The 19,784-nt window shown below is 68.3% G+C and carries 15 protein-coding genes; 5 read left to right on the top strand and 10 right to left on the bottom strand.

Annotation, left to right across the window (positions count from 1 at the left end; all coding sequences use genetic code 11):
* The first annotated feature begins 13 nt into the window (after window positions 1-13).
* Complete coding sequence (locus ACE3N6_RS04660) at window positions 14-1,375, top strand: ATP-binding protein (RefSeq protein WP_374244015.1); 1,362 nt, start codon at window positions 14-16, stop codon at window positions 1,373-1,375.
* Between the two features lies 1 nt (window position 1,376).
* On the opposite strand, the gene ACE3N6_RS04655 is transcribed toward ACE3N6_RS04660, so the two are convergent.
* The 5 genes from ACE3N6_RS04655 to ACE3N6_RS04635 form a co-directional block, all read right to left on the bottom strand.
* The gene (locus ACE3N6_RS04655) at window positions 1,377-2,309 is read right to left on the bottom strand and encodes a transglutaminase domain-containing protein (RefSeq protein ID WP_374244014.1); all 933 of its coding nucleotides are present in this window, start codon (window positions 2,307-2,309) and stop codon (window positions 1,377-1,379) included.
* A gap of 10 nt (window positions 2,310-2,319) precedes the next feature.
* A complete protein-coding gene (locus tag ACE3N6_RS04650) occupies window positions 2,320-4,845 on the bottom strand; it encodes a circularly permuted type 2 ATP-grasp protein (protein WP_374244013.1) in 2,526 nt (841 codons plus the stop codon).
* A gap of 181 nt (window positions 4,846-5,026) precedes the next feature.
* Window positions 5,027-8,407 carry a DUF2126 domain-containing protein gene (locus ACE3N6_RS04645; protein ID WP_374244012.1) on the bottom strand — a complete coding sequence of 1,127 codons (3,381 nt, stop codon included), beginning with the start codon at window positions 8,405-8,407 and terminating at the stop codon, window positions 5,027-5,029.
* A gap of 339 nt (window positions 8,408-8,746) precedes the next feature.
* Window positions 8,747-10,402, bottom strand: coding sequence for a fatty acid--CoA ligase (locus ACE3N6_RS04640; protein ID WP_374244011.1), 1,656 nt, complete (start codon window positions 10,400-10,402; stop codon window positions 8,747-8,749).
* Between the two features lie 156 nt (window positions 10,403-10,558).
* Window positions 10,559-10,723: a hypothetical protein gene (locus ACE3N6_RS04635; protein WP_374244010.1), complete on the bottom strand. Its 165-nt coding sequence runs from the start codon at window positions 10,721-10,723 to the stop codon at window positions 10,559-10,561.
* 387 nt (window positions 10,724-11,110) lie between these two features.
* Here ACE3N6_RS04635 and ACE3N6_RS04630 point away from each other — a divergent pair, with 387 nt between their 5' ends.
* On the top strand, window positions 11,111-11,716 hold the full coding sequence (locus tag ACE3N6_RS04630) for an HNH endonuclease (protein WP_374244009.1): 606 nt from the start codon (window positions 11,111-11,113) through the stop codon (window positions 11,714-11,716).
* A 150-nt stretch (window positions 11,717-11,866) separates the two neighbouring features.
* Here the strand turns inward: ACE3N6_RS04630 and ACE3N6_RS04625 are convergent, their stop codons facing one another.
* Window positions 11,867-12,436, bottom strand: coding sequence for a hypothetical protein (locus ACE3N6_RS04625; protein WP_374244008.1), 570 nt, complete (start codon window positions 12,434-12,436; stop codon window positions 11,867-11,869).
* 64 nt (window positions 12,437-12,500) lie between these two features.
* Complete coding sequence (locus ACE3N6_RS04620) at window positions 12,501-13,541, bottom strand: ParA family protein (RefSeq protein WP_374244007.1); 1,041 nt, start codon at window positions 13,539-13,541, stop codon at window positions 12,501-12,503.
* A 459-nt stretch (window positions 13,542-14,000) separates the two neighbouring features.
* Between ACE3N6_RS04620 and ACE3N6_RS04615 the strand changes: the two genes are divergently transcribed.
* Both ACE3N6_RS04615 and ACE3N6_RS04610 read left to right on the top strand, forming a co-directional pair.
* Window positions 14,001-14,789 carry a 3-hydroxybutyrate dehydrogenase gene (locus tag ACE3N6_RS04615; RefSeq protein WP_374244006.1) on the top strand — a complete coding sequence of 263 codons (789 nt, stop codon included), beginning with the start codon at window positions 14,001-14,003 and terminating at the stop codon, window positions 14,787-14,789.
* An 87-nt stretch (window positions 14,790-14,876) separates the two neighbouring features.
* Entirely contained in the window at window positions 14,877-16,724 is a 1,848-nt protein-coding gene (locus ACE3N6_RS04610) for a VWA domain-containing protein (RefSeq protein WP_374244005.1), read from the top strand.
* A 135-nt stretch (window positions 16,725-16,859) separates the two neighbouring features.
* Here ACE3N6_RS04610 and ACE3N6_RS04605 read toward each other — a convergent pair whose 3' ends face one another.
* The 3 genes from ACE3N6_RS04605 to ACE3N6_RS04595 all read right to left on the bottom strand — a co-directional run bounded on the left by ACE3N6_RS04605 (window position 16,860) and on the right by ACE3N6_RS04595 (window position 18,931).
* Window positions 16,860-17,558, bottom strand: coding sequence for a DUF2202 domain-containing protein (locus tag ACE3N6_RS04605; RefSeq protein WP_374244004.1), 699 nt, complete (start codon window positions 17,556-17,558; stop codon window positions 16,860-16,862).
* Window positions 17,559-17,596: 38 nt separating this feature from the next.
* Complete coding sequence (locus ACE3N6_RS04600; RefSeq protein ID WP_374244003.1) at window positions 17,597-17,902, bottom strand: hypothetical protein; 306 nt, start codon at window positions 17,900-17,902, stop codon at window positions 17,597-17,599.
* Window positions 17,903-18,070: 168 nt separating this feature from the next.
* The gene (locus ACE3N6_RS04595; protein WP_374244002.1) at window positions 18,071-18,931 is read right to left on the bottom strand and encodes a LysR family transcriptional regulator; all 861 of its coding nucleotides are present in this window, start codon (window positions 18,929-18,931) and stop codon (window positions 18,071-18,073) included.
* A gap of 122 nt (window positions 18,932-19,053) precedes the next feature.
* Between ACE3N6_RS04595 and ACE3N6_RS04590 the strand changes: the two genes are divergently transcribed.
* On the top strand, window positions 19,054-19,659 hold the full coding sequence (locus tag ACE3N6_RS04590) for a cysteine hydrolase family protein (RefSeq protein ID WP_374244001.1): 606 nt from the start codon (window positions 19,054-19,056) through the stop codon (window positions 19,657-19,659).
* Window positions 19,660-19,784 lie beyond the last annotated feature (125 nt).

Raw genomic sequence — 19,784 nt, 5'->3', positions numbered from 1 at the left:
AGCCCGCCCGCCGATGATCTCCCTGCGCCGCCGGCTCTCCCTCACCCTGGCCCTGGTGCTGATCGCCGCCGGGGTGCTGCTGGCCGTGGGCCTGCAGGATTTTCCGCGGCGGCTGGTGGAGCGCCACGTGGCCGGCCGCCTCGGTCACGACGCCGACCTGATCTACGTGCGGCTGGCGGACGCCCTGGCCGTGGCCGGGCCAGACGCCGGCGGCCTCGACCCCACCCGGCTGGCCAGCGCCGGGCCGGTGTACGAGCTGCCCTTGTCCGGGCATTACTTCCTGATCGAGCGGGGCGGGCAGCAGATCCGCTCCCGCTCCATGTGGGACGAGGCCATCCCGCTGGCCGACGCAGCGGCTGCGCCCGGCACCGTCCGCCGTGCCGACGGCCCTGCCGGGCAGGCGCTGTTGGTGGTGAGCAAGCGCTTTCCCGGGCTGGGCGGCGACGCGCCGGTGACCGTCACCGTAGCCGAGGACCTGGCGGCGCTGGACGCAGCCATTGCCGATTTTCGCCTCAAGACCCTAGCCGTGCTGGCGCTGGCCCTGAGCCTGCTGCTGATCCTCCAGCGCCGCCTGCTGCTCAAGGGGCTGGCGCCGCTGGACGCCGCGGTGGCGGCGTGTCGGCGGCTGGAGTGCGGCGAGTCGGCCGAACTCGATGCCACCGCCCCGGCCGAAGTCCAGCCCATGCTCGACGCTGTGCGTCGCTTTGCCCGCCACCACAGCCAGCGCCTTGGGCGTATCCGTCACGCGGTAGCTAACCTCTCCCACGCCCTCAAGACGCCCCTCGCCGTGCTCGCCCAGCAGGTCGATCGGGTTGAGGTGCAGGGCGACGCCGAGCTGGCCCGGACCATGCGCGTGCAGCTCGACGCCATGGGCGGCACCATCGAGCGGGAGCTGCGGCGGGCGCGGCTGGCCGGAGGCGGCTCGACCGGCGCCCACTTCGACGCCCGGGCCCAGCTCCGGCTGCTGGCGGACGTGCTCGGGCGCCTGCACGGCGAGGGCCGCATTGCGGTGGAGATCGACGCGCCGGCGCAGGGCTTTGCAGCGGATCGGGAGGACATGCTGGAGCTGTTCGGCAACCTGCTCGACAACGCCTTCAAGTGGGCGCGCGCGCGGGTGCGGGTGACGGTGGCGCCGGACACCGCCGGCAGCGTGCTGGCCTTCAGCGTGGAGGACGACGGCCCCGGCGTGCCCGCCGAGGTGCTGGCTCGGTTGGGGGCACCCGGCCTGCGCACCGACGAAGCCCGCCCCGGTCACGGGCTGGGGCTGGCAATCGCCAGCGACATCGTGGCCCAGTACGGCGGGGCGATCGGCTTCGGCAGGGGGAGCCTGCTGGGTGGCCTGCGGGTGGATGTCCGCCTGCCGCTGACGGCCTGAGCTACTTCTTCCCGGCGCTCTGGCGGGCCAGCCATTCGGCTTCGGGCATCACCGTGACGCGCACCTCCGGCGCCTGGGCGAGGCCGCCGAGGATGACGCCGCGCAGGGGCGACACATCCTGGAAGTCGCGCCCCCAGCCCAGGGTGACGTGGCGCAGGTCGGGCTGGATGCCGTTGGTGGGGTCGTATTCCACCCAGTCGTTCTCGGGGCACCACACCGCCACCCAGGCGTGGGAGGCGTCGGCGCCGACGAGGCGCGGCTTGCCCGGCGGCGGGTCGGTGAGCAGATAGCCCGACATGTAGCGCGCCGGCAGGCCGATGGAGCGCAGCGCGGCGATCATCAGGTGGGCAAAATCCTGGCACACGCCGCGCTTGCGGGTGAGCACCTCGTGCACCGGGGTGCCCACTTCGGTGGCCTTGGCGTCGAAGGTGAAGGTCTTGTAGATCAGGTCCATCAGCGCCTGGGCGCCGGCCAGCACGGGCACGCCGGGCTTGAAGGCCTGGCGGGCGAAGTCGGCGAGGGCGGCGTCGCAGGGCACCCGCGGCGAGGCGTAGAGGTAGCGCTGGGCGTCGAGGACGTTGGCCTCGCAGGGCTCGGGCCGGTAGCGGAAACGCTCGCGCACCGCTTCCCAGGGGGGCGAGCCGGCGGGCTTGGGCAGCTCGCGGCCGATCACCGTGACGTGGCTTTCGGCGCGCACCAGCAGGCCGTCGTGGGGGGTGTCGAGGGACAGCCAGGCCACCGGGTTGCCGAACACGTCCTCGCCTTCGATGAGGCGCGACAGGTCGGGGTCGATGACGATCTCGCCCGAGCGGCGGGTCTGCCAGGGCAGGTCGCGGGGGATCAGGTGCAGCAGGTGTTGGGCCAGCGACACCGGCACGCCGCAGGGCGGGTACTCGGTCTCGTGGATGACGATGTAGTCGGTGCTTCGGGTCATGGGGGCCTCGTCACGCCGCGAAGGTGGCCTGGGCGGTGCGCCCGGTGTGGCTGAAGAAGCGCATCGCCAGCAGGTCGGACAGCTGGCGGCCGGCCGCGGCGAGGCTGTCGAAGTGCCCGGCCAGGGTGAGGCAGGCGGCGTCGCGCACGTCGTCGGCCACGCTGTCTTCGAGCTGCTGCCAGGGGAAATCCCGCAGGGCCTGGAAGGCGCTTTCGAGCCCGGCCACGCCCAGGCCGCCGCTCTCGCCGTCGAAGCGCGCCAGGTAGTTGCTGAGCATCCGCACCTGGAAGGACAGGGCGTGGGGGTTGGCCTCGTCCATGCACAGCAGGTGCAGGGCCGGCAGCAGGGCCGGCTGGGCGCGGTAGCGGGTGCGGTAGGTGATGATGGAGTCGCACAGCTCCAGCAGCGCCTCCACGGCCAGCTCGCGGTGCAGGGCGGCGGCGGTTTCGGTGTGGGCGCGCAGGAAGGTGGACAGCTGCGAGGCGAGGTTGTCGAGGCGTTCGATGCGCCGCCCCACGATGTGCAGGCGCCAGCCCATGTCGCGGGTCATGTTGTCCATCGCAAAGCCCGACAGGGACACGAAGGTGGTGAGGGCTTCGTCGAGGAAGTCGAGCAGCCCCGGCACGTCGGAGACGCGCTTGCGGCAGGTCTCGATGTCGGCCGACAGGCGCTTGAGGGCGTGCCAGTGATCCAGCGACAGGTGCTCGCGGGCCTGCCCGGCGCACCAGGTGAGGCGCTGCAGGTTGGCGGCGAGGCCGTTCTCGGCCTGACGGTCGAGCACTGCGCGGAAGAGGTCGAGTTCGGCCTTGGCCAGCGGGGCGTCGATCACTTCGGGTTCGATCAGCCCGGCGCCGGCGGCCAGTTCGAGCAGGGCGGCGAGGGAGCCGGCGCGTTGGGCCTGACGGCCCTCGGAGAGCCGGGCCAGGGCCAGCCGGGCGAGGCGGGCGGTGGCGTCGCAGCGCTCGGAGTAGCGGCCGAACCAGAACAGGTTTTCGGCCAGCCGGGACGACAGGGTGCCGGTTTCCTTGATGAGGTCGGCCACGCCGATGGTGCTGTGGAGCAGGCTGAAGGTGGACACCGGGCCGTCGGCGCGCACCCAGGTGTCCTTGCTGCTGCCGCCCTTCTGGAGGGTGAGGATGCGGGTGTTCTCGACGCCCGCCACCCGCGCCAGCCCGCCGGGCAGCACGGTGTAGCCCTCGGGGGTGAGGGCGGCGTACACCCGCAGGCCCATGGCCCGGGAGCGCAGCTTGCGCCGCTGGCCGTCGATCCACACCGGGGCGCGGGAGAGCTTGACGAGTTCCTGGGCGACGAAGGCGGAGGGGTCGGATTCGATGCGGGCGGCCACTGCGGCGAGCTGGTCCTCGCCCAGCCGGTCGCCGAAGACGATCTCGTTGAAGGCGCCGGGGAAGGTGGATTTGAGCACCAGCTTGCGCAGATTGGCGATGACCTCCTTGCGGGCGGGCGCCTCGCCGCACCACCAGGTGGCGACGGAGGGCATGGCCAGCTCCTCGCCCAGCAGGTGGCGGCAGATGCCCGGCAGGAAGCCGGGCAGGGCGGCCGATTCGAGCAGGCCCGAGCCCAGCGCGTTGGCCACCAGCACCCGCCCGGCGCGCACGGCGCCGAGCAGGCCGGGCACGCCCAGGGCCGAGTCGGCGCGCAGCTCGACCGGGTCGCAGAAGTCGTCGTCCAGCCGGCGCAGGATGGCGTGCACCCGCTCCAGGCCGGAGACGGTCTTGAGGTAGACGGTGTCGTTGCGCACCGTGAGATCCTGGCCCTCGACCAGCGGGAAGCCCAGGTAGCGGGCGAGGTAGACGTGCTCGAAATAGGTTTCGTTGAACGGCCCCGGGGTGAGCAGCACCGTGAGCGGCGGTTCGCCGTCGGTGGGGGCCTGGCTGGCGAGGGTGCTCTGCAGGCTGCGGAAGAAGCGCGCGAGGGTCTGCACCTGCATGTCGCGGAACAGGTCGGGAAACGCGCGGGACACCAGCAGGCGGTTCTCCAGCGCGTAGCCGGCGCCGGACGGGGCCTGGGTGCGGTCGGCGATCACCCACCAGCGGCCGTCGGGGGAGCGGGCCAGATCGGCGGCGTAGAGGTGGAGGTAGTTGCCGCCCACCGGCTTGATGCCCTGGCACGGCCACAGGAAGCGCTTCTGGCCGAACACCAGCTCGGGCGGCAGCAGGCCCTTGGCGAGGGTGGTCTGGGGGCCGTAGAGGTCGCCCAGCAGGGTGTTGAGCAGGCGCGCGCGCTGGCCGATGGCGGTGGCGATGCCGCGCCATTCGTCGGCGGGCAGGATCAGGGGCAGCAGGTCGAGGGACCACGGGCGGCTCACCCCGCGCGGGTCGGCATAGACGTTGTAGGTGACGCCGTTCTGCTGGATGCCCCGTTCGAGCTGGGCCGCGCGGGCCTTGAGCACGTCGCTGCCGGATTCGTCCAGGTGGTCGATGAACTGCTGCCAGTGCGGGCGCACCCCGTCCTCGCCGCGCAGTTCGTCGTATACGTCGGGGCGGTACGTGTAATGGGCGAGGAGTGGGCTTGTCATGCGGTCGCGGCTGGTATCGGGTAGGGCGGAGGTAAAACGGGCCGACGCTCCCGGAAGGAGATCGGCCCCGCTCCACGAACCCCGTAGGCTACTGACATTTCAGGGGCGGCGTAAAGGGTGAAGTGCACGGCGAGGGTGTCGCCGGGCACTTCACGGGGCGGCTTTACGGGCCGCGAGACGCCTAGCGGCGCAGGTCGAGGGTGAAGGGGAACTCCTTCTCCACCGGCGAGGCCTTCACCTTCGGTTCGCCCGGGGTGTGGCCCATCCGGAAGAAGCGCGCCAGGCGGCGGCTCTCGGCCTCGAAGGCGTTGATCGGGAAGGTTTCGAAGCTGCGACCGCCCGGGTGCGCCACGTGGTACTGGCAGCCGCCCAGGGAGCGTTCGCTCCAGGTGTCCACCAGATCGAAGGTGAGCGGCGCGTGGGGCGGGATGGTGGGGTGCAGGCACGAGGGCGGCTGCCAGGCGCGGTAGCGCACGCCGGCCACGTACTCGCCCACGGTGCCGGTGGGCTGCAGGGGCACCGTGCGGCCATTGACGGCCAGCACGAAGCGGTCGTCGGACATGCCGGTCACCTTCACCTGCAGGCGCTCGACGGACGAATCCACGAAGCGCACCGTGCCACCGATGGCGCCTTCCTCGCCCATCACGTGCCAGGGTTCGAGGGCGTTGCGCAGCTCCACGTCGATGCCGCGCACCGCGAAGTCGCCGATCTTGGGGAAGCGGAACTCCAGGTGCGGGGCGAACCATTCCTTCTTGAAGCCGAGGCCGTGGGCCTGCATGTCCTCGATCACGTCGGCAAAATCCTGCTCGACGAAGTGCGGCAGCAGGAAGCGGTCGTGCAGCTCGGTGCCCCAGCGCACCAGGCGTTCCGGCGCGTAGGGGGTCTCCCAGAAGCGGGCCAGCAGGCCGCGCAGCAGGAGCTGCTGGGCCAGCGACATGCGCGCGTGGGGCGGCATCTCGAAGGCGCGCATCTCGACGAGGCCGAGCCGCCCGGTGGGGCCGTCCGGCGAGTACAGCTTGTCGATGCAGAACTCGGAGCGGTGGGTGTTGCCGGTCACGTCGATCAGCAGGTTGCGCAGCAGCCGGTCGATCAGCCAGGGCGGCACGTTCTCGCCCTGCTTGGGGAACTGGCGGAAGGCCGTCTCGATTTCATACACCGAGTCGTTGCGGGCCTCGTCGATCCGCGGGGCCTGGCTGGTGGGGCCGATGAACAGGCCCGAGAACAGGTAGGACAGGCTCGGGTGGTTGTGCCAGTAGGAGATCAGGCTGCGCAGCACGTCCGGCCGGCGCAGGAAGGGCGAATCCGCCGGGGTGGCGCCGCCCAGCACGAAGTGGTTGCCGCCGCCGGTGCCGGTGTGGCGGCCATCCACCATGAACTTCTCGGTGGTGAGGCGCGCGTAGTGGGCCGCTTCGTAGAGGTGGGTGGTGCGCTCCACCAGCTCTTCCCAGTTGCTGGCCGGGTGGATGTTCACCTCGATCACGCCGGGGTCGGGGGTGATGCGGAAGTGGGTGAGGCGAGGGTCCTGCGGCGGCTCGTAGCCTTCCAGCACCACCGGCATGCCCAGGTCGGCGGCGGTGGCTTCGATGGCGGCCACCAGCTCCAGGTACTTCTCGAGGCTGGCGAGCGGCGGCATGAAGATGTGCATCGTGCCGTTGCGCGGTTCGGCGCACATGGCGGTGCGCACGATCCAGTCGGCCGACTCGAAGGGCTGGGGCTGGCGGTCGGTGGGGCTCAGTTTTTCGGCGGCGCGGGCGGCCTTGAGGGCTTCGGCGGCGCGGGCTGCGGCCGAGGTGCCAAAGCCGCTGGCGTCGTCGGTGAGGGCGTTGAGCACCGCGGTCTGGCCGCCGGGCAGCTGGCGGCGGATCGCCGAGTGGGAGGGCAGCGGCGGGAAGGTCTGGTGGCTGTCCACCGGGTTCACGTAGGGGTAGTCGCCCTTGGCGGCCCAGGGCTGGGAATCCAGCGGCAGGCGGTAGCCCACCGGCGAATCGCCGGGGATCAGGTAGCAGCGCTCGTCGCGCAGGAACCACGGCCCGGTCTGCCACGCGCCGGTGTAGGCGTTGAGGGAGATCGGCAGCACGTAGCCCACCGGGTTGGGCAGGCCGTGCTCGTACACGCGGCGGATGCGGTCGCGCTCCAGGGGGTCGTCCAGGCGGGCGTCGAACGGGTCCACGTTGCCCGGCAGGCGGCGCTCGCGCCACAGGTAGTAGAAGGCATCCTCATAGGCCGGGAAGACTCGGCGCTGGTCCACGGCGAGGCGCTGCGCCACGCCGGCGAGGAAGGTGTGGGCCTTGTCGACCTTGACGTTGCCGGGGGTGGCCGAATCGCCGATCAGGTCGGCGCGGGTCCAGATCGGCTCGCCGTCCTTGCGCCAGAAGCAGGTGAGCGACCAGCGCGGCAGCTGCTCGCCCGGATACCACTTGCCCTGCCCGAAGTGGGCGAGGCCCTGGGGGGCGTACTTGTCGCGCAGGCGGTGGTAGAGGTCTTCGGCGCGGATGCGCTTGTTGGGGCCCATCGCCTCGGTGTTCCACTCGGCGCCGTCGGGGTCGTCGATGGATACGAAGGTGGGCTCGCCGCCCATGGTGAGGCGCATGTCGTGGGCTTCCAGGTCCACGTCGATGAGGTGGCCCAGGGCTTCGATCTCGGCCCATTGTTCTTCGGTGTAGGGCTTGGTGACCCGCGGCGCTTCCTTCACACGGGTGACCGCCATGCGGTGCTCGAACTCGCACTCGCACTCGTCGATGAGGCCGGAGATCGGCGCGGCGGACGAGGGATCGGGCGAGCAGGCCAGCGGGATGTGACCTTCACCGGCGAAGAGGCCGGAGGTCGGGTCGAGGCCCACCCAGCCGGCACCGGGCAGGTAGACCTCGGTCCAGGCGTGCAGGTCGGTGAAGTCGACGTCGGTGCCGGAGGGGCCGTCCAGGGCCTTCACGTCGGCCTTGAGCTGGATGAGGTAGCCGGACACGAAGCGCGCGGCCAGGCCCATGTGGCGCAGCAGCTGCACCAGCAGCCAGGCGGAATCCCGGCACGAGCCGGTGCGCTTGACGAGGGTCTCTTCGGGCGTCTGCACGCCGGGCTCCATCCGGATCACGTAGCCGATGTGCTGCTGCAGGTCGGCGTTCACCTTCACCAGGAAGTCGACGCTGCGCATCTTCTCGCGGGGCAGGGTGGCGAGGTAGTCGGCAAAGGCGGGGGTGGCCTCTTCCTTCAGCAGGAAGGGCGCCAGCTCGTGGGCGAGGGTCTTGTCGTAGGCGAAGGGGAAGTTTTCGGCCTCGGGCTCCAGGAAGAAGTCGAAGGGGTTGATGACCGACATCTCGGCCACCAGATCGACCTCGACGCTGAACTCGGTCACCTTCTCCGGGAACACCAGCCGCGCGAGGTAGTTCGACTGCGGGTCCTGCTGCCAGTTGATGAAGTGCGGCTTGGGCAGCACCCGCAGCGAGTAGGACAGGATGCGGGTGCGGCTGTGGGGCGCCGGGCGCAGGCGCACGACCTGCGGGCCGACGTTGATCGGGCGGTCGTACTTGTAGGAAGTCAGGTGATTGAGGGCAACGTGAATGGTCACGGTAGACTCCGTTCGTGGGGCTGCAGGGTTCGGACTGGTCTTCTGTGTTAGCAAGCTTCAAGCCAGCCTGTTTACCCTGCGGGCATTGCGCCACGATGGCGGCCGCGCGGCACCCGAACGGGCGGCCGCCTGCGCGAAGGGATGACCCCCCTCCGCCGGGCGGGCGATTTTGCGCGTCAAACCGCCCGCCGGGTGGGCGCAGGCGCCCCGACCGCGCCGGTGCGCGAGGCCCGGACGCACCACAACGGGGCCGGTGGGCGGCACCGATTTGGTGCGCCACCCCGGTTTCATCTGCCCGTAACGGGGCCCGCCCTGCCTTGGGGCTGGCGCCCGCCCCGTTCAGGCGGTGTTGCCCTGGGCCTCACGCATGGCCCGCTTGTTGAGCTTGCCCACGCTGGTGCGCGCCAGGGCCTCGACGAACTCCACCTGCAGCAGCACGCCGTAACGGCTCACCCCGGTGGATTCGATGAGCCGGGCGGCGAAGTTGCGGATCTCGTGTTCGGTGACCTTGCCCACCTGATCGGGCTTGAGGGTGACCTTGGCCAGCGGGCGTTCGCCCCACTTGGCGTCGGGCACGCCGATCACCGCCACGTCGGCCACCGCCGGGTGCTGGGCCACCACGTCCTCAAGTTGCAGGGACGAGGTCCATTCGCCGCCGGTCTTGATGACATCCTTGATGCGGTCGGTGATCTGCAGCCAGCCATCGGCCGCGATGTGGCCAATGTCGCCGGTGTGCAGCACCCCGCCCTGCCACAGGGCCGCCGACGCCTCGGGGTCGTGCAGGTAGCCCTGGGTGAGCCACGGGCTCCTCACCACCACCTCGCCCACGCTGCGCCCGTCGCGGGGCAGGTCGGCGCCGTCCTGCCCCTGCACGCGCACATCCACCAGCGGCAGCGGCAGCCCGGTGCGGGCGCGCAGCACCGCCTGATCGGCCGGCGGCGCATCCAGCGCGGTGCGCGGCAGCAAGGCCACGGTGAGGATCGGGCAGGTCTCGGACATGCCATAGCCGGCAAACACGTCGATGCCCCGCTCCTGGGCCACCCGGGCCTGGGCCTGCGACATGGCCGACCCGCCGATGATGAGCTTCCAGCGGGAGAGGTCGATCACCTTGGACAGCGGATGCACCAGCAGCATGTGCAGGATGGTGGGCACGCAGTGGGAGAAGGTCACCCCCTCGTCGCGCACCAGCTTGAGCAGCGTCTCGGGCACGTAGCGGCCCGGATACACCTGCTTGAGCCCCAGCAGGGTGGCCACATAAGGCAGGCCCCAGGCGTGCACGTGGAACATGGGGGTGATGGGCATGTACACATCGTCCCGATCCAGCCGGCCCTGACCGGTGGCCCCGCCCAGCCCCGCCGCCACCGCCAGGGTGTGCAGCACCAGCTGCCGGTGGCTGAAATACACCCCCTTGGGCAGCCCGGTGGTGCCGGTGGTGTAAAAGGTGGTGGCCTTGGCGTTCTCGTCGAAATCCGGAAAGTCGTAATCCGGCGACGCGGCGGCCAGCAGCGCCTCGTATTCCCCCGCAAAATCCACCGGCGGCGGCGTATCGGCCGGCGCATCCTCGATCAGCACGAAACGCCGCACGGTGGTGAGCCGCGGGGCGATGGCGGCCAGGATCGGGAAGAACTCCGCATTCACCAGCACCACATCCGCCTGGGCGTGGTTGAGGGTGTAGAGGATCTGCTCCGGCGTGAGGCGCACATTCACCGTCTGCAGGATGGCGCCCATCATCGGCACCGCAAAGAAGCACTCCAGGTAGCGGTGGCTGTCCCAGTCCATCATCGCCACCGTGTCGCCCGCATCCACCCCCAGCCCGGCCAGCGCGCTGGCCAGCCGCCCGATGCGCGCCCGCATCGTGCGGTAGCTGTGCCGCCGCCCGCCCATGTAGGTGATCTCCCGATCCGGCGCAATGGCCAGCGGGGTGTGCAGAAGCTGCTTGATGAGCAGCGGATAGCCGTACGCCTCCGGCGTGCGGTCGATGAGTTTGACGGGCATGGCGATACTCCCAACGCTGTTATGGTTTTGTGACGGGGAGATTAACAGGTGCGGGGCGGAGGTGGGGTGGCGGGGTTGGGCTGCGGGGTGGGGGCGAGGCCTCTGCCGCTCCGCCTGCAGAGGACGCCCCAGCCATCCACGCGCCCCCCGCATCGATCACACGTCGCCCGGCACATCCTGGCCGACGGCTTCTGGCAGATCGCGCGCGTCGGCCAACATCTGCCCGCCCCCCTGCAAACAGTGCACGACGCGGTGCACTGTTTGCAGGGCATCGCGCAAACCTTGCCAGCTGCCCGTGAGCCCTTGCCGGATGCCGGGCAATCATTCACCGGCATCCGGCAAGGGCTGCCCGACGTCCGTGAATGATTGCCAGACATCCGGCGATAGTTGCCAGACATCCGGCAGCCTGTGCATGGCGTCGGGCAACTATCGCCCGACGTCATGCAAGGTTTGCCCGACGCCCTGCAGCCATTGCAGGACGTCGTGGAACAATTGCCGGACATCGGGCAATGATTCCAGCACGTCGGGCAACCGTTGCCGGAGATCGCGAAAAGCGGTCGGCATAAGGCGCAAGCGCCCCGAAAGCCGCGCGGGGGCTGGGTTTTTGGGGGGGCGGTGGGCATCTGGCCCCAATGCCGGTGTGCGGCGCCCGCAATCGGCTGGTATCCTCTCCCCGCCCTACGGAAAGACGCCAGAACCGACATCGCCATGACCGCACATCTCGACCGCCTCCTCTTTGCTCAGGGTGGGCAGTGCTTCTTCTGCCGCAAACCGCTTCCGAAGGCAGAGGCGTCGGTAGAGCATCTGGTGGCCACTGCCAACGGCGGCACCAATGACGAAGGCAACTGCGTGGCCTGCTGCAAGACGCTCAACCATCTGCTTGGCGCCAAATCGATCCGCGAGAAGATGCAGGTCGTGCTGAATCAGCGAGGCAACTTCCAGTGCCCGGCGGTGCTGGCCCAGGCGTCGTGCCCTGCACCATTAGCTTCTGCTTCTCCTGCAAACGCAGTGACGCCCAAGCCCACTCCGCCGCACGCCAGCGCCAACAGCACCCAAACTGCCTTTGATCTTGTGGTGTCAGACCTCAAGAAACGCGGTGCTTCCCGGCCCCGGAAAGTGGCGACCCTATCGAGCACCATCAAGGCGCTACTGAAAAGCCTGCAGCGCGCCCACTCGGATGCGGACGTGGATGCTGTGATCAAGGAACTTCAGCGATGGGGGCAGTTGGTGGTGGAGGAAACGAAGGTGGCTTATAAGTTGGGGGGAGGGGGCGCCGGGTTGCCGGCCTTTGCGGTCATTCACGCTCTGAGATAGGAGTGCCTGCTTTCGGACAGTCAGCTACCGTTCAACGCGCTCTAATTTTGAACGGCAGTCTTCCCAGCCGATAACTGACAAGAGCCGCACCAGAGCCCCCTACGCATTGCTTGCAAAACCTTGGTCGGATTATTTGTCATAAGGCGTCTATCAAACGATGGCATCGATTGCCGCGACGACTTGAAAGATAAAATTACGAACAGTCTGTAGGTCTTCCTGACAGATTGGCCAAGGCTGGCGAGGAACTGATGGTTGCATATCGCCTTCATGTGCAATCTTATTACGTCGTTCCACAATTATCGACAATTGTCGGCGCAGCGCTTTTGCCTGCTTTGTGACATCAGCCGGTGCTGCCCCGTGGAAAGCTGCCACTCCGTTCCATAATTCAACTGACGAAATCATTCGTACACCATCGGCAATTGATTCGGCACTTTGATAAGTAATAAACCCCAGTTGCCGACGAACCTCAAGATCAAAAGCAGCCCTTGCGTCGTCTGGAGTTGGTGCAGAACGAATGCGCGCAACTGTCTCATTCGGCAACATGAACTTCTTGTAGGAATCAGTTGCTGGACAACGTCCCTCAAAAATCTCCACTAGGCGTTGTGCAACCAACTCGTGTATGTATAGGTCAAGTGCCGCCACACGTGCAACCCACTCGGCCCTGAGAATCTCTTCTGTGTGTAGCGCTTTTGTCGTTGCTTTGGCGAGATAAGCGTACATTGAGGAAAGCATGTCACAACGGAGCCATGCATCATTAAAAAGGTCGTGCGGAGAAGCCATAAGCTCAATCAGTTAGGGAGAATACGCTGTCAGCACATTTGCTAAATGCCGTCTCAAAGACATTCATGCTTTCCCGCGTCTGGTCCCATACGGCACCTTGCTGATTTGCTTGTTGTTCAGTTAATTCATAAACTGGAACTTGAAACTCTTGCGACAACGCAATGATGCTATTGAAGTCGGCGACTTCCATTATGGGAGTCCAAGGGTTCGTGCCCGTCTTGTCGAAATAGGCTGCTCGATCAAGCATGCCAGCCCCCTCCAGTGCCGGCACCAGCCTTTGCTGAATTCCTTCCTGCAATCGATCGATCCATTGCTGAAACGCCTTCGAGGCCCTGCCGTTTCGCGGTCGATACTTTTGAATAATCGCCCCAATGAATTGAGTTTTTGGCTCAGGAAATGGATAGTCAGCTTTCACTAGCACATCTAATCCATGAGCCATTTTTGCCCATGCTTGCCACTTAGGAAGGGTCTGGGCAAGCGAACTAAGCGCCATTGAAGAGAAGTAATCCGGATGCAGAGGAACGATGAAATAATCAGATGTGGCTAAAAGATTTTGATTCAATGGGCCAAGGCTTGGACTCATGTCAACTAAGACATAATCGATTTCGTACTTAGCTGCCGTTTCATCTAAAAGAAAGCGAATCGCACCCGGAAGATTTCGCAGAGGCAGCAGCGAACCAGATAACTCTTGAGCTACACCCAATGTGGTTTCATACTCTGATAGCGCAATGTGACCTGGTAGCAATCTGAGGTTTTGATTCCCCGCAACTTCAGCGCACTCAGCTGCTGTTATTATGCGAGGCTGTGACTCAAATGCAGGCGCCAATGCATCTTTGACGTTGTTTGCGGGATTGGGCTTGTAAACTGCTTCTAACTCTTCGACTCCCGCAAAACCCATCACCATTCCAGTGAGATTGCATTGAGGATCAAAATCAGCAAGCAATACCTTCTTCCCCTTTCTTGCCATCATCCAGCCAAGGTTAAACGCGGTGGTCGTCTTGCTAACACCGCCTTTGTGGTTAAAAAGACAAATTACTTTGGCCATAAGATTCTCGATTTATCAATTGTATTGAGTTGGTGCTGCCGATTGGGCGCAATTCAAATTTCGGGCTGATCCTTTGTGAAAATAAAGGGCCGCTTAGGTCTGAGCTACCTGCTGCTAAGTTAGGGCTAGATCTGGCGACAACAGGGTCTGCTCTTGAATTTATAGTTGTCATTCTAGCGCATAAGCATGATCGTTCGCACCGGCCGATATGCAGCCATTCACCTTAACTACCGTCTCTTGGCATGTGTTTCGCACATCAATACATAACGCGCCAAATGTTAGCCTTTCTGCCACCTCTTGCCCATATGCCATAAGTTATAGAGTCATCCCGTCCTCAGAACTTGACCCACAACAGGGCGCCCCCCACCCCTCGCCGCTATAGTCATCGCCGCATCCCCGCCCTGCGGTAGCATCACCCGCATGGCCGGGCGTGGGCTCGGGGATTCGAGGAGAGATCGGATGGCGGTTCTGGCAGGCAGGCGGGCGGTGGTTACGGGTTCCACTTCGGGGATTGGCCTTGCGGTGGCGCGGGCGCTGGCCCAGGCGGGGGCGCGGGTGATGCTCAACGGCTCGCGGGTGGCGGCGGATGCGGAGTCGGTTCGCGCGGCGCTGGCCGCCGAGACGGGCGCGGAGATCGCCTACACGCCGGCCAATCTGGCCGACCCGGCTTCGGCTCGGGGGCTGGTGGAGGCGACCATCGCGGCCTTTGGCGGGGTGGACATCCTCGTCAACAACGCGGGCATCCAGCATGTGGCGGCGGTGGATGCCTTTCCCGACGACACCTGGGATCAGCTGCTGGCGATCAACCTGTCGTCGGTGTTTCACACCACCAAGGCGGCGCTGCCGGGGATGAAGGCGCAGGGCTGGGGGCGGATCGTCAATATCGCGTCGGCCCACGGGCTGGTGGCTTCGCCGTTCAAGGCGCCCTACACGGCCAGCAAGCATGCGGTGGTGGGTTTCAGCAAGGCGGTGGCGCTGGAGGTGGCGGAGCAGGGCATCACCTGCAACGCGCTGTGCCCGGGCTATGTGCGCACGCCGCTGGTCGACAAGCAGGTGGTGGATCAGGCCAAGGTGCACAACCTGCCGGAGGAGCGGGTGATCCGCGAGGTGATCCTCGCCGCCCAGCCTACCAGACAGTTTGTCGAGGCCGAGGAGGTGGCGGCGTATGCGGTGTTCCTGTGCTCGGATGCGGCCAGGTCGGTCACCGGGTCGGCGCAGTTGATCGATGGCGGGTGGACGGCGCGCTAGGCGGCTGCCGGCGGCGTGTCTGTTCAACGCGCGATGGGCGGCTGAGGTCGCCCCAACAGAGCGGGGCGGCTGGCCCCGGGTAGGATCATGGAAGAGTTCATCGGCGGTCTGTGGCACAAGTTCATCACCCGGGCGGCGACGCGCAGTTATCCGGACGCCGCCGTGCGGCTGGACGACATCGAGCGCACCGCGGGCATCCTGTTCCGGGCGCTGGGGGGCGACCCCGGCCTGCGGGTGGCGCCGGCGGCCGAGATCGAGCACGGGGCCCGGCGCAACTGGCTGCAGCGCATCGCCCATGTGGGGGAGAAGGCCGCCCACGCCGCGCGGGACGCCGAAACCCTGCGCCTGCCGGCGAGCATCGAGTTCTTTCCCGAGCGCAGCCTCAACCGCGATCTGTACCTGTGGCTGATCGCCCAGGGCGCGGCGCTGCCCGATGGCGGGCTGGACGCCGACGCCTGGATCGCCGCCAACCAGGCTGCCAGCCGCGCCACGCTGGCGGCCTTCCCCGGTTTTGCGGCGCGCTACCGCCGGCTGGTGGCGGCGGTGATCGCCGAGCGGCCCGACCCGGCCAAGCTGCCGGCCGACGAGGCCGCCGCCGAGCGGGCGATCCGCCAGGCGCTGCAGGAGCCGGGCAGCGTGGCCGGCCTGCCCGCCGCCAGGCGCCCGCCCATGCCGGTGGCGCTGTGGCTCTACCCGGCGCCGGTGACCATCGACCGCCGCGAGCAATCCAACCCGCCCACCCCGGCCGACCGGCGCGAAGACGGCAGCAAGGCGGCGGATGCCACCGACCGCCGCCGTCAGGCCCAGCGCGAGGACATGCCCGACGGCAAGAACGGCCTGATCCTGAACTTCCGGGCCGAGAGCCTGCTGTCGTTTGCCGAGTTCGTGAAGGTGAATCGCGGCCAGGACGACGACGCCGAGGACGACCCGGCCCGCGCCGCCGCCGACATGGACCGGATCTCGGTGGCCCAGGACGGCAGCGACACCGCCTCCAAGGTGCGCTTCGACCTGGACCTGCCCTCTGCCGCCCAGGACGACACGCCCCTCGAGTCCGGCATCCTGCTGCCCGAGTGGGACTGGAAGAAGCAGCAGCTCAAGCGCGACGTGTGCAGCCTCACCGTGCTCGACCCGCGGGACGCCCAGCCCTGCGCGCTGCCCTCGCACCTGCTGCGCCCGGCGCGGCGCCTGCGCCACCAGTTCGAGGCCCTCACCCCGGCCCGGCGCTGGCTCAAGAACCAGCCCGACGGCCCCGAGCTTGATCTGGACGCCGTGGTGCGCGCCTTTGCCGACCGGAAAACCGGCCACGTCACCGGCGACACCGGCGGCTACCTGTCGTGCGAGCGCCGCGAGCGCGACCTGTGCTGCCTGGTGCTGGCCGATCTGTCGCTCTCGACCGACACCTGGGTGAGCGACGAGCAGCGGGTGATCGACGTGATCCGCGACAGCCTGTGGCTGTTCTCCGAGGCGCTGGGCGCCACCGGCGACCCGTTCGGGTTGTACGGGTTCTCGTCGCGCAAGCGGGATCACATCCGCTTTCACCGCATCAAGGATTTCGACGAACCCGCCGACGACCGCATCCGCGGCCGCATCGGCGCCCTCAAGCCGGGCTTCTACACCCGCATCGGCGCGGCGATCCGCTACGCCACCCAGCTCCTCGCCAAGCGCCCCGAAGCCCTGCGCCTGCTGCTGATCCTCTCCGACGGCAAGCCCAACGACGTGGATCACTACGAGGGCCGCTACGGCATCGAAGACACCCGGATGAGCCTCAACGCCGCCCGCCAGGAGGGCGTGCGCCCCTTCTGCGTGACCATCGACAAGGAAGGCCAGGGCTACCTGCCCCACCTCTTCGGGCCGGCGGGCTACACCATCCTGCGCAACCCGGCCGAGCTGCCGGCACGGCTGCCCTTGCTCTACGCGCAGCTCACCGGCGGGTGACCTTTCCGGATCTGTAGGTCGGGTTAGCCCGCAGAGCGTAACCCGACATCCGGTGATCGAATCACGTCACGTCAGTCGTGGAAATGCATGTCGGGTTACGCTGCGCTAACCCCGACCTACAGGTGGGCGAGGGCTTCAGCGTTCGAAGGCGGTGGTGACGATGGCGCTGTAGGTGTCGGTGGTGAGATAGGCCGGGGTGTAGGTCACGCCCTGCTGGGCGAGGGCCTGCACGAAGGCACGCAGGTGGTTGCGCGAGCCCTTCAGCAGGTTGCCGTACACCAGCCGGATGTCCTGGTTGTCGATGGTGGGGAGCGCCGTCTCCAGGTCGACGATGTCGATCTCCTCGATGGTGGCGCCCACCTGCAGCGCGGCGATGAGCGACGTGGCGCCCTGGGCGACGAGGTCGTGGTAGAGCTGCTGCAGCACGGGCACGGTGAACAGCCCCGCGCTGAGGTTGGCGGCCGGATCGGTCAGGGTGTAGCGCACCAGTAGCTGCCGCACCGCCTCGGTGTGGGTGGCCTCGCTTTGGGCAATGTTGGCAAAGATCGGCAGCTGCCGGCCCCACATCGCGTCGAGACGCGAATAGACGTCGTAGGCCAGCTTCTCCTCCTCGCGCATGTAGGCGAGGGACGCCGCCTCGGCCGCGCTGAGGGCTTCGACCGGCAGGGCGGCCAGCGTGCTGCCCAGCGCCGCGGCGGCAAAGGCCGAACTGCCGTCGGCGCTCACCGTGAAGGGCGGCCCGCCCTGGGGGGTTCCGTCGCCCCCGCCGCCGCAGGCGGCCAGGAGGCCCGCGCCGAGGGCGGCGACGGCAATCTTGCGAAGGGTCTGTTTCATTGCGATTTCTCCGGCGTGGATGGGGCGGGGGCGAGCCTTCAGCGGGCGCCGCGGGGGCCCATGCCGGCAGCCCGGCGGTTGGCGCCGGCGCCACGGGCGGGCGGCGTTTCGGGCAACCGGGCGCCCTGTTCCTGGGCGCGGGCTTGCATCCGCTCGTGCTGCTGGCTGCGGTAGGCCTCGCGCGCCGCGTCGGTCTGCCGGCTGCGCAGGGCGTTGCGGTGCTCGATCCGCTCCTGGGGCGTCATGAGCTGGCTGCCGTAGGTTGTCTCCCCGGCAGCGGCGGCGGCGCCGGACAGCAGGCACAGGGCGGCGCCGGCGACAGCCAGAAGGGTGCGGGATGTCATCGCGATCTCCTCAAGGGCCAACCCCGGCTTGGGGCGGGCGGGCTTGGGGATGCGGCCGGCGGTGGGCGTGTGGGGGGGATTGCCCGCCTCACTGCCAGCATAGCCTTTGAATATTAGATTCTGCTTATGTGCGGCAATATGCCGCGGCCCGCCGCCGTGGCGCTGGGCCTACGGCTGGCCGAGGAAGGCGCCCCGGTTGTCGGCAAACTGCGCGGCCAGCCAATCCGCCACGGCCACCACGCGCGGCTGCTGCCGGGCGTCGGGGTGGATGAGCAGCCACAGCTCCCGCGTCACTGCCGGCGCGGGGGCGCGCTGGCGCTGCAGGGCGGGGTTGGGGTCGGCGATGAAGCAGGGCAGCACGGCCTGGCCGATGCCGGCGGCGACCGCGCGGACGAGGCAGTCCACCTCGTTGCTGCGCAGGCGCACCCGGCCGGTGGCCAGGTGGGGGGCGAGCCAGCGCATCTCGGGGGTGTGGGCCAGGTCGTCGTCGTAGCACACCCAGGCGTCGGGCGGCGTGCCGGCGGCGGGGGCGTATACCGCGAAGCCCACGTCGGCCAGCTTGCGGATCAGGAAGTCGCCGTGCTCGGGGCGGGCCAGGCGGATGGCGATGTCGGCCTCCCGGCGGGAGACGCTGAGGTTGTCGTTGCTGGCCACCAGCTCGACGGCGAGCCCGGGGTGGCGGTCGAGCAGGGCCGGCAGGCGCGGGGTGATCCAGTGGGCGAGGATCGAGCCGACGGAGGTGATGCGCACGCTGCCGGCGATCTCGGGGTGGGCGGCGTCGGCCACCCGCAGCAGGCCCGCCACGTCCTCCTCGACGCGGGCGGCGCGCTCCAGCACCCGCAGCCCCACCGCGGTGGGCTGCCAGCGCCCCGACGCGCCGCGGCCGAACACGCGCACGCCGAGGCGGTCTTCCAGCGCCCGCAGGCGGCGGGCCACGGTGGTCTGATCCAGCTTCAGGCGGCGGGCGGCGCCGGCGATGCTGCCGGCCCGGCCGATCTCGACGAGAACGCGCAGGTCGTCCCAGTTCATGGTGGGGGCTCCGGGGATGAGGGCATGCAATTTTGCAGCATTGTGCTGCATGTATATGCATTTACGCCAGCCTGCGCGGGCCCTAAGCTGCAGCCATCCCAACCCACCCGAGGAGATCGACGATGACCGCCCCCTTCACCATCCGCCAGCTGGCCGGCAAGCCCGCCACCCCGGCGCCCCTGTCCGAATCCGTGCTGATCGTCGTGGATGCGCAGAACACCTATCTGGACGGGCCGCTCCGCCTCGACGGGGTGGAGGCCGCGCTGGACGAATGCGCGGCGCTGCTGGCCCGGGCGCGGACGGTGGGCGCGCCGGTGATCCACATTCAGCACGACAGCGGGCCCGGTTCGCTGTTCGACATCCGCGCCGAGATCGGTGCCATCGCCGTCCGGGTGGCTCCGGTGGAGGGCGAGGCGGTGGTGGTGAAGCGCCTCGCCAACGGCTTTGTCGGCACCGAGCTGGAGGCGCGCCTGAAGGCGTTGGGCAAGGTGCGCCAGTTGGTGATCTGCGGTTTCATGACCCACAACTGCGTCAACTCCACCGCCCGCGGGGCGGTGAACCTGGGCTGGCCGGTGTGCGTGCCGGCGGCAGCCACCGCCACCCGCGCGCTGCCGGCGCCGGACGGCGGCACGGTGCCCGCGGCGGAGGTGCAGCGGGCCAATCTGGCGGGCTTGTCGGACGTGTTCGCGCTGGTGGTGGCGAACGGCGCGGCGATTGCGGACGCGTAGGGCTGCGCCGCGACGGCATCGGCAATCCGGCGCGGGCGCGGGGGGGGGGGGGGGGGGCGGGCGCGGGGGGGGCCCCCCCCGCCCCGGGCCAGCACCGCGCGCCCCCCCCCCCCCCACGAAAACGC

The organism is Zoogloea sp. (assembly GCF_041904905.1).
In the GTDB taxonomy this organism is placed as follows: domain Bacteria; phylum Pseudomonadota; class Gammaproteobacteria; order Burkholderiales; family Rhodocyclaceae; genus Zoogloea.
The sequence above is the reverse complement of the archived record's forward strand: the minus strand, read 5'-3'. Positions and strand labels throughout refer to the sequence as shown.

What these genes read in the sequence shown, in the direction of transcription:
- ACE3N6_RS04660 (WP_374244015.1), top strand. Translation starts at nt 14, where the DNA reads ATGATCTCCCTGCGCCGCCGGCTCTCCCTCACCCTGGCCCTGGTGCTG.
- ACE3N6_RS04655 (WP_374244014.1), bottom strand. Translation starts at nt 2,309, where the DNA reads ATGACCCGAAGCACCGACTACATCGTCATCCACGAGACCGAGTACCCG.
- ACE3N6_RS04650 (WP_374244013.1), bottom strand. Translation starts at nt 4,845, where the DNA reads ATGACAAGCCCACTCCTCGCCCATTACACGTACCGCCCCGACGTATAC.
- ACE3N6_RS04640 (WP_374244011.1), bottom strand. Translation starts at nt 10,402, where the DNA reads ATGCCCGTCAAACTCATCGACCGCACGCCGGAGGCGTACGGCTATCCG.
- ACE3N6_RS04630 (WP_374244009.1), top strand. Translation starts at nt 11,111, where the DNA reads ATGACCGCACATCTCGACCGCCTCCTCTTTGCTCAGGGTGGGCAGTGC.
- ACE3N6_RS04625 (WP_374244008.1), bottom strand. Translation starts at nt 12,436, where the DNA reads ATGTACGCTTATCTCGCCAAAGCAACGACAAAAGCGCTACACACAGAA.
- ACE3N6_RS04620 (WP_374244007.1), bottom strand. Translation starts at nt 13,541, where the DNA reads ATGGCCAAAGTAATTTGTCTTTTTAACCACAAAGGCGGTGTTAGCAAG.
- ACE3N6_RS04615 (WP_374244006.1), top strand. Translation starts at nt 14,001, where the DNA reads ATGGCGGTTCTGGCAGGCAGGCGGGCGGTGGTTACGGGTTCCACTTCG.
- ACE3N6_RS04610 (WP_374244005.1), top strand. Translation starts at nt 14,877, where the DNA reads ATGGAAGAGTTCATCGGCGGTCTGTGGCACAAGTTCATCACCCGGGCG.
- ACE3N6_RS04605 (WP_374244004.1), bottom strand. Translation starts at nt 17,558, where the DNA reads ATGAAACAGACCCTTCGCAAGATTGCCGTCGCCGCCCTCGGCGCGGGC.
- ACE3N6_RS04600 (WP_374244003.1), bottom strand. Translation starts at nt 17,902, where the DNA reads ATGACATCCCGCACCCTTCTGGCTGTCGCCGGCGCCGCCCTGTGCCTG.
- ACE3N6_RS04595 (WP_374244002.1), bottom strand. Translation starts at nt 18,931, where the DNA reads ATGAACTGGGACGACCTGCGCGTTCTCGTCGAGATCGGCCGGGCCGGC.
- ACE3N6_RS04590 (WP_374244001.1), top strand. Translation starts at nt 19,054, where the DNA reads ATGACCGCCCCCTTCACCATCCGCCAGCTGGCCGGCAAGCCCGCCACC.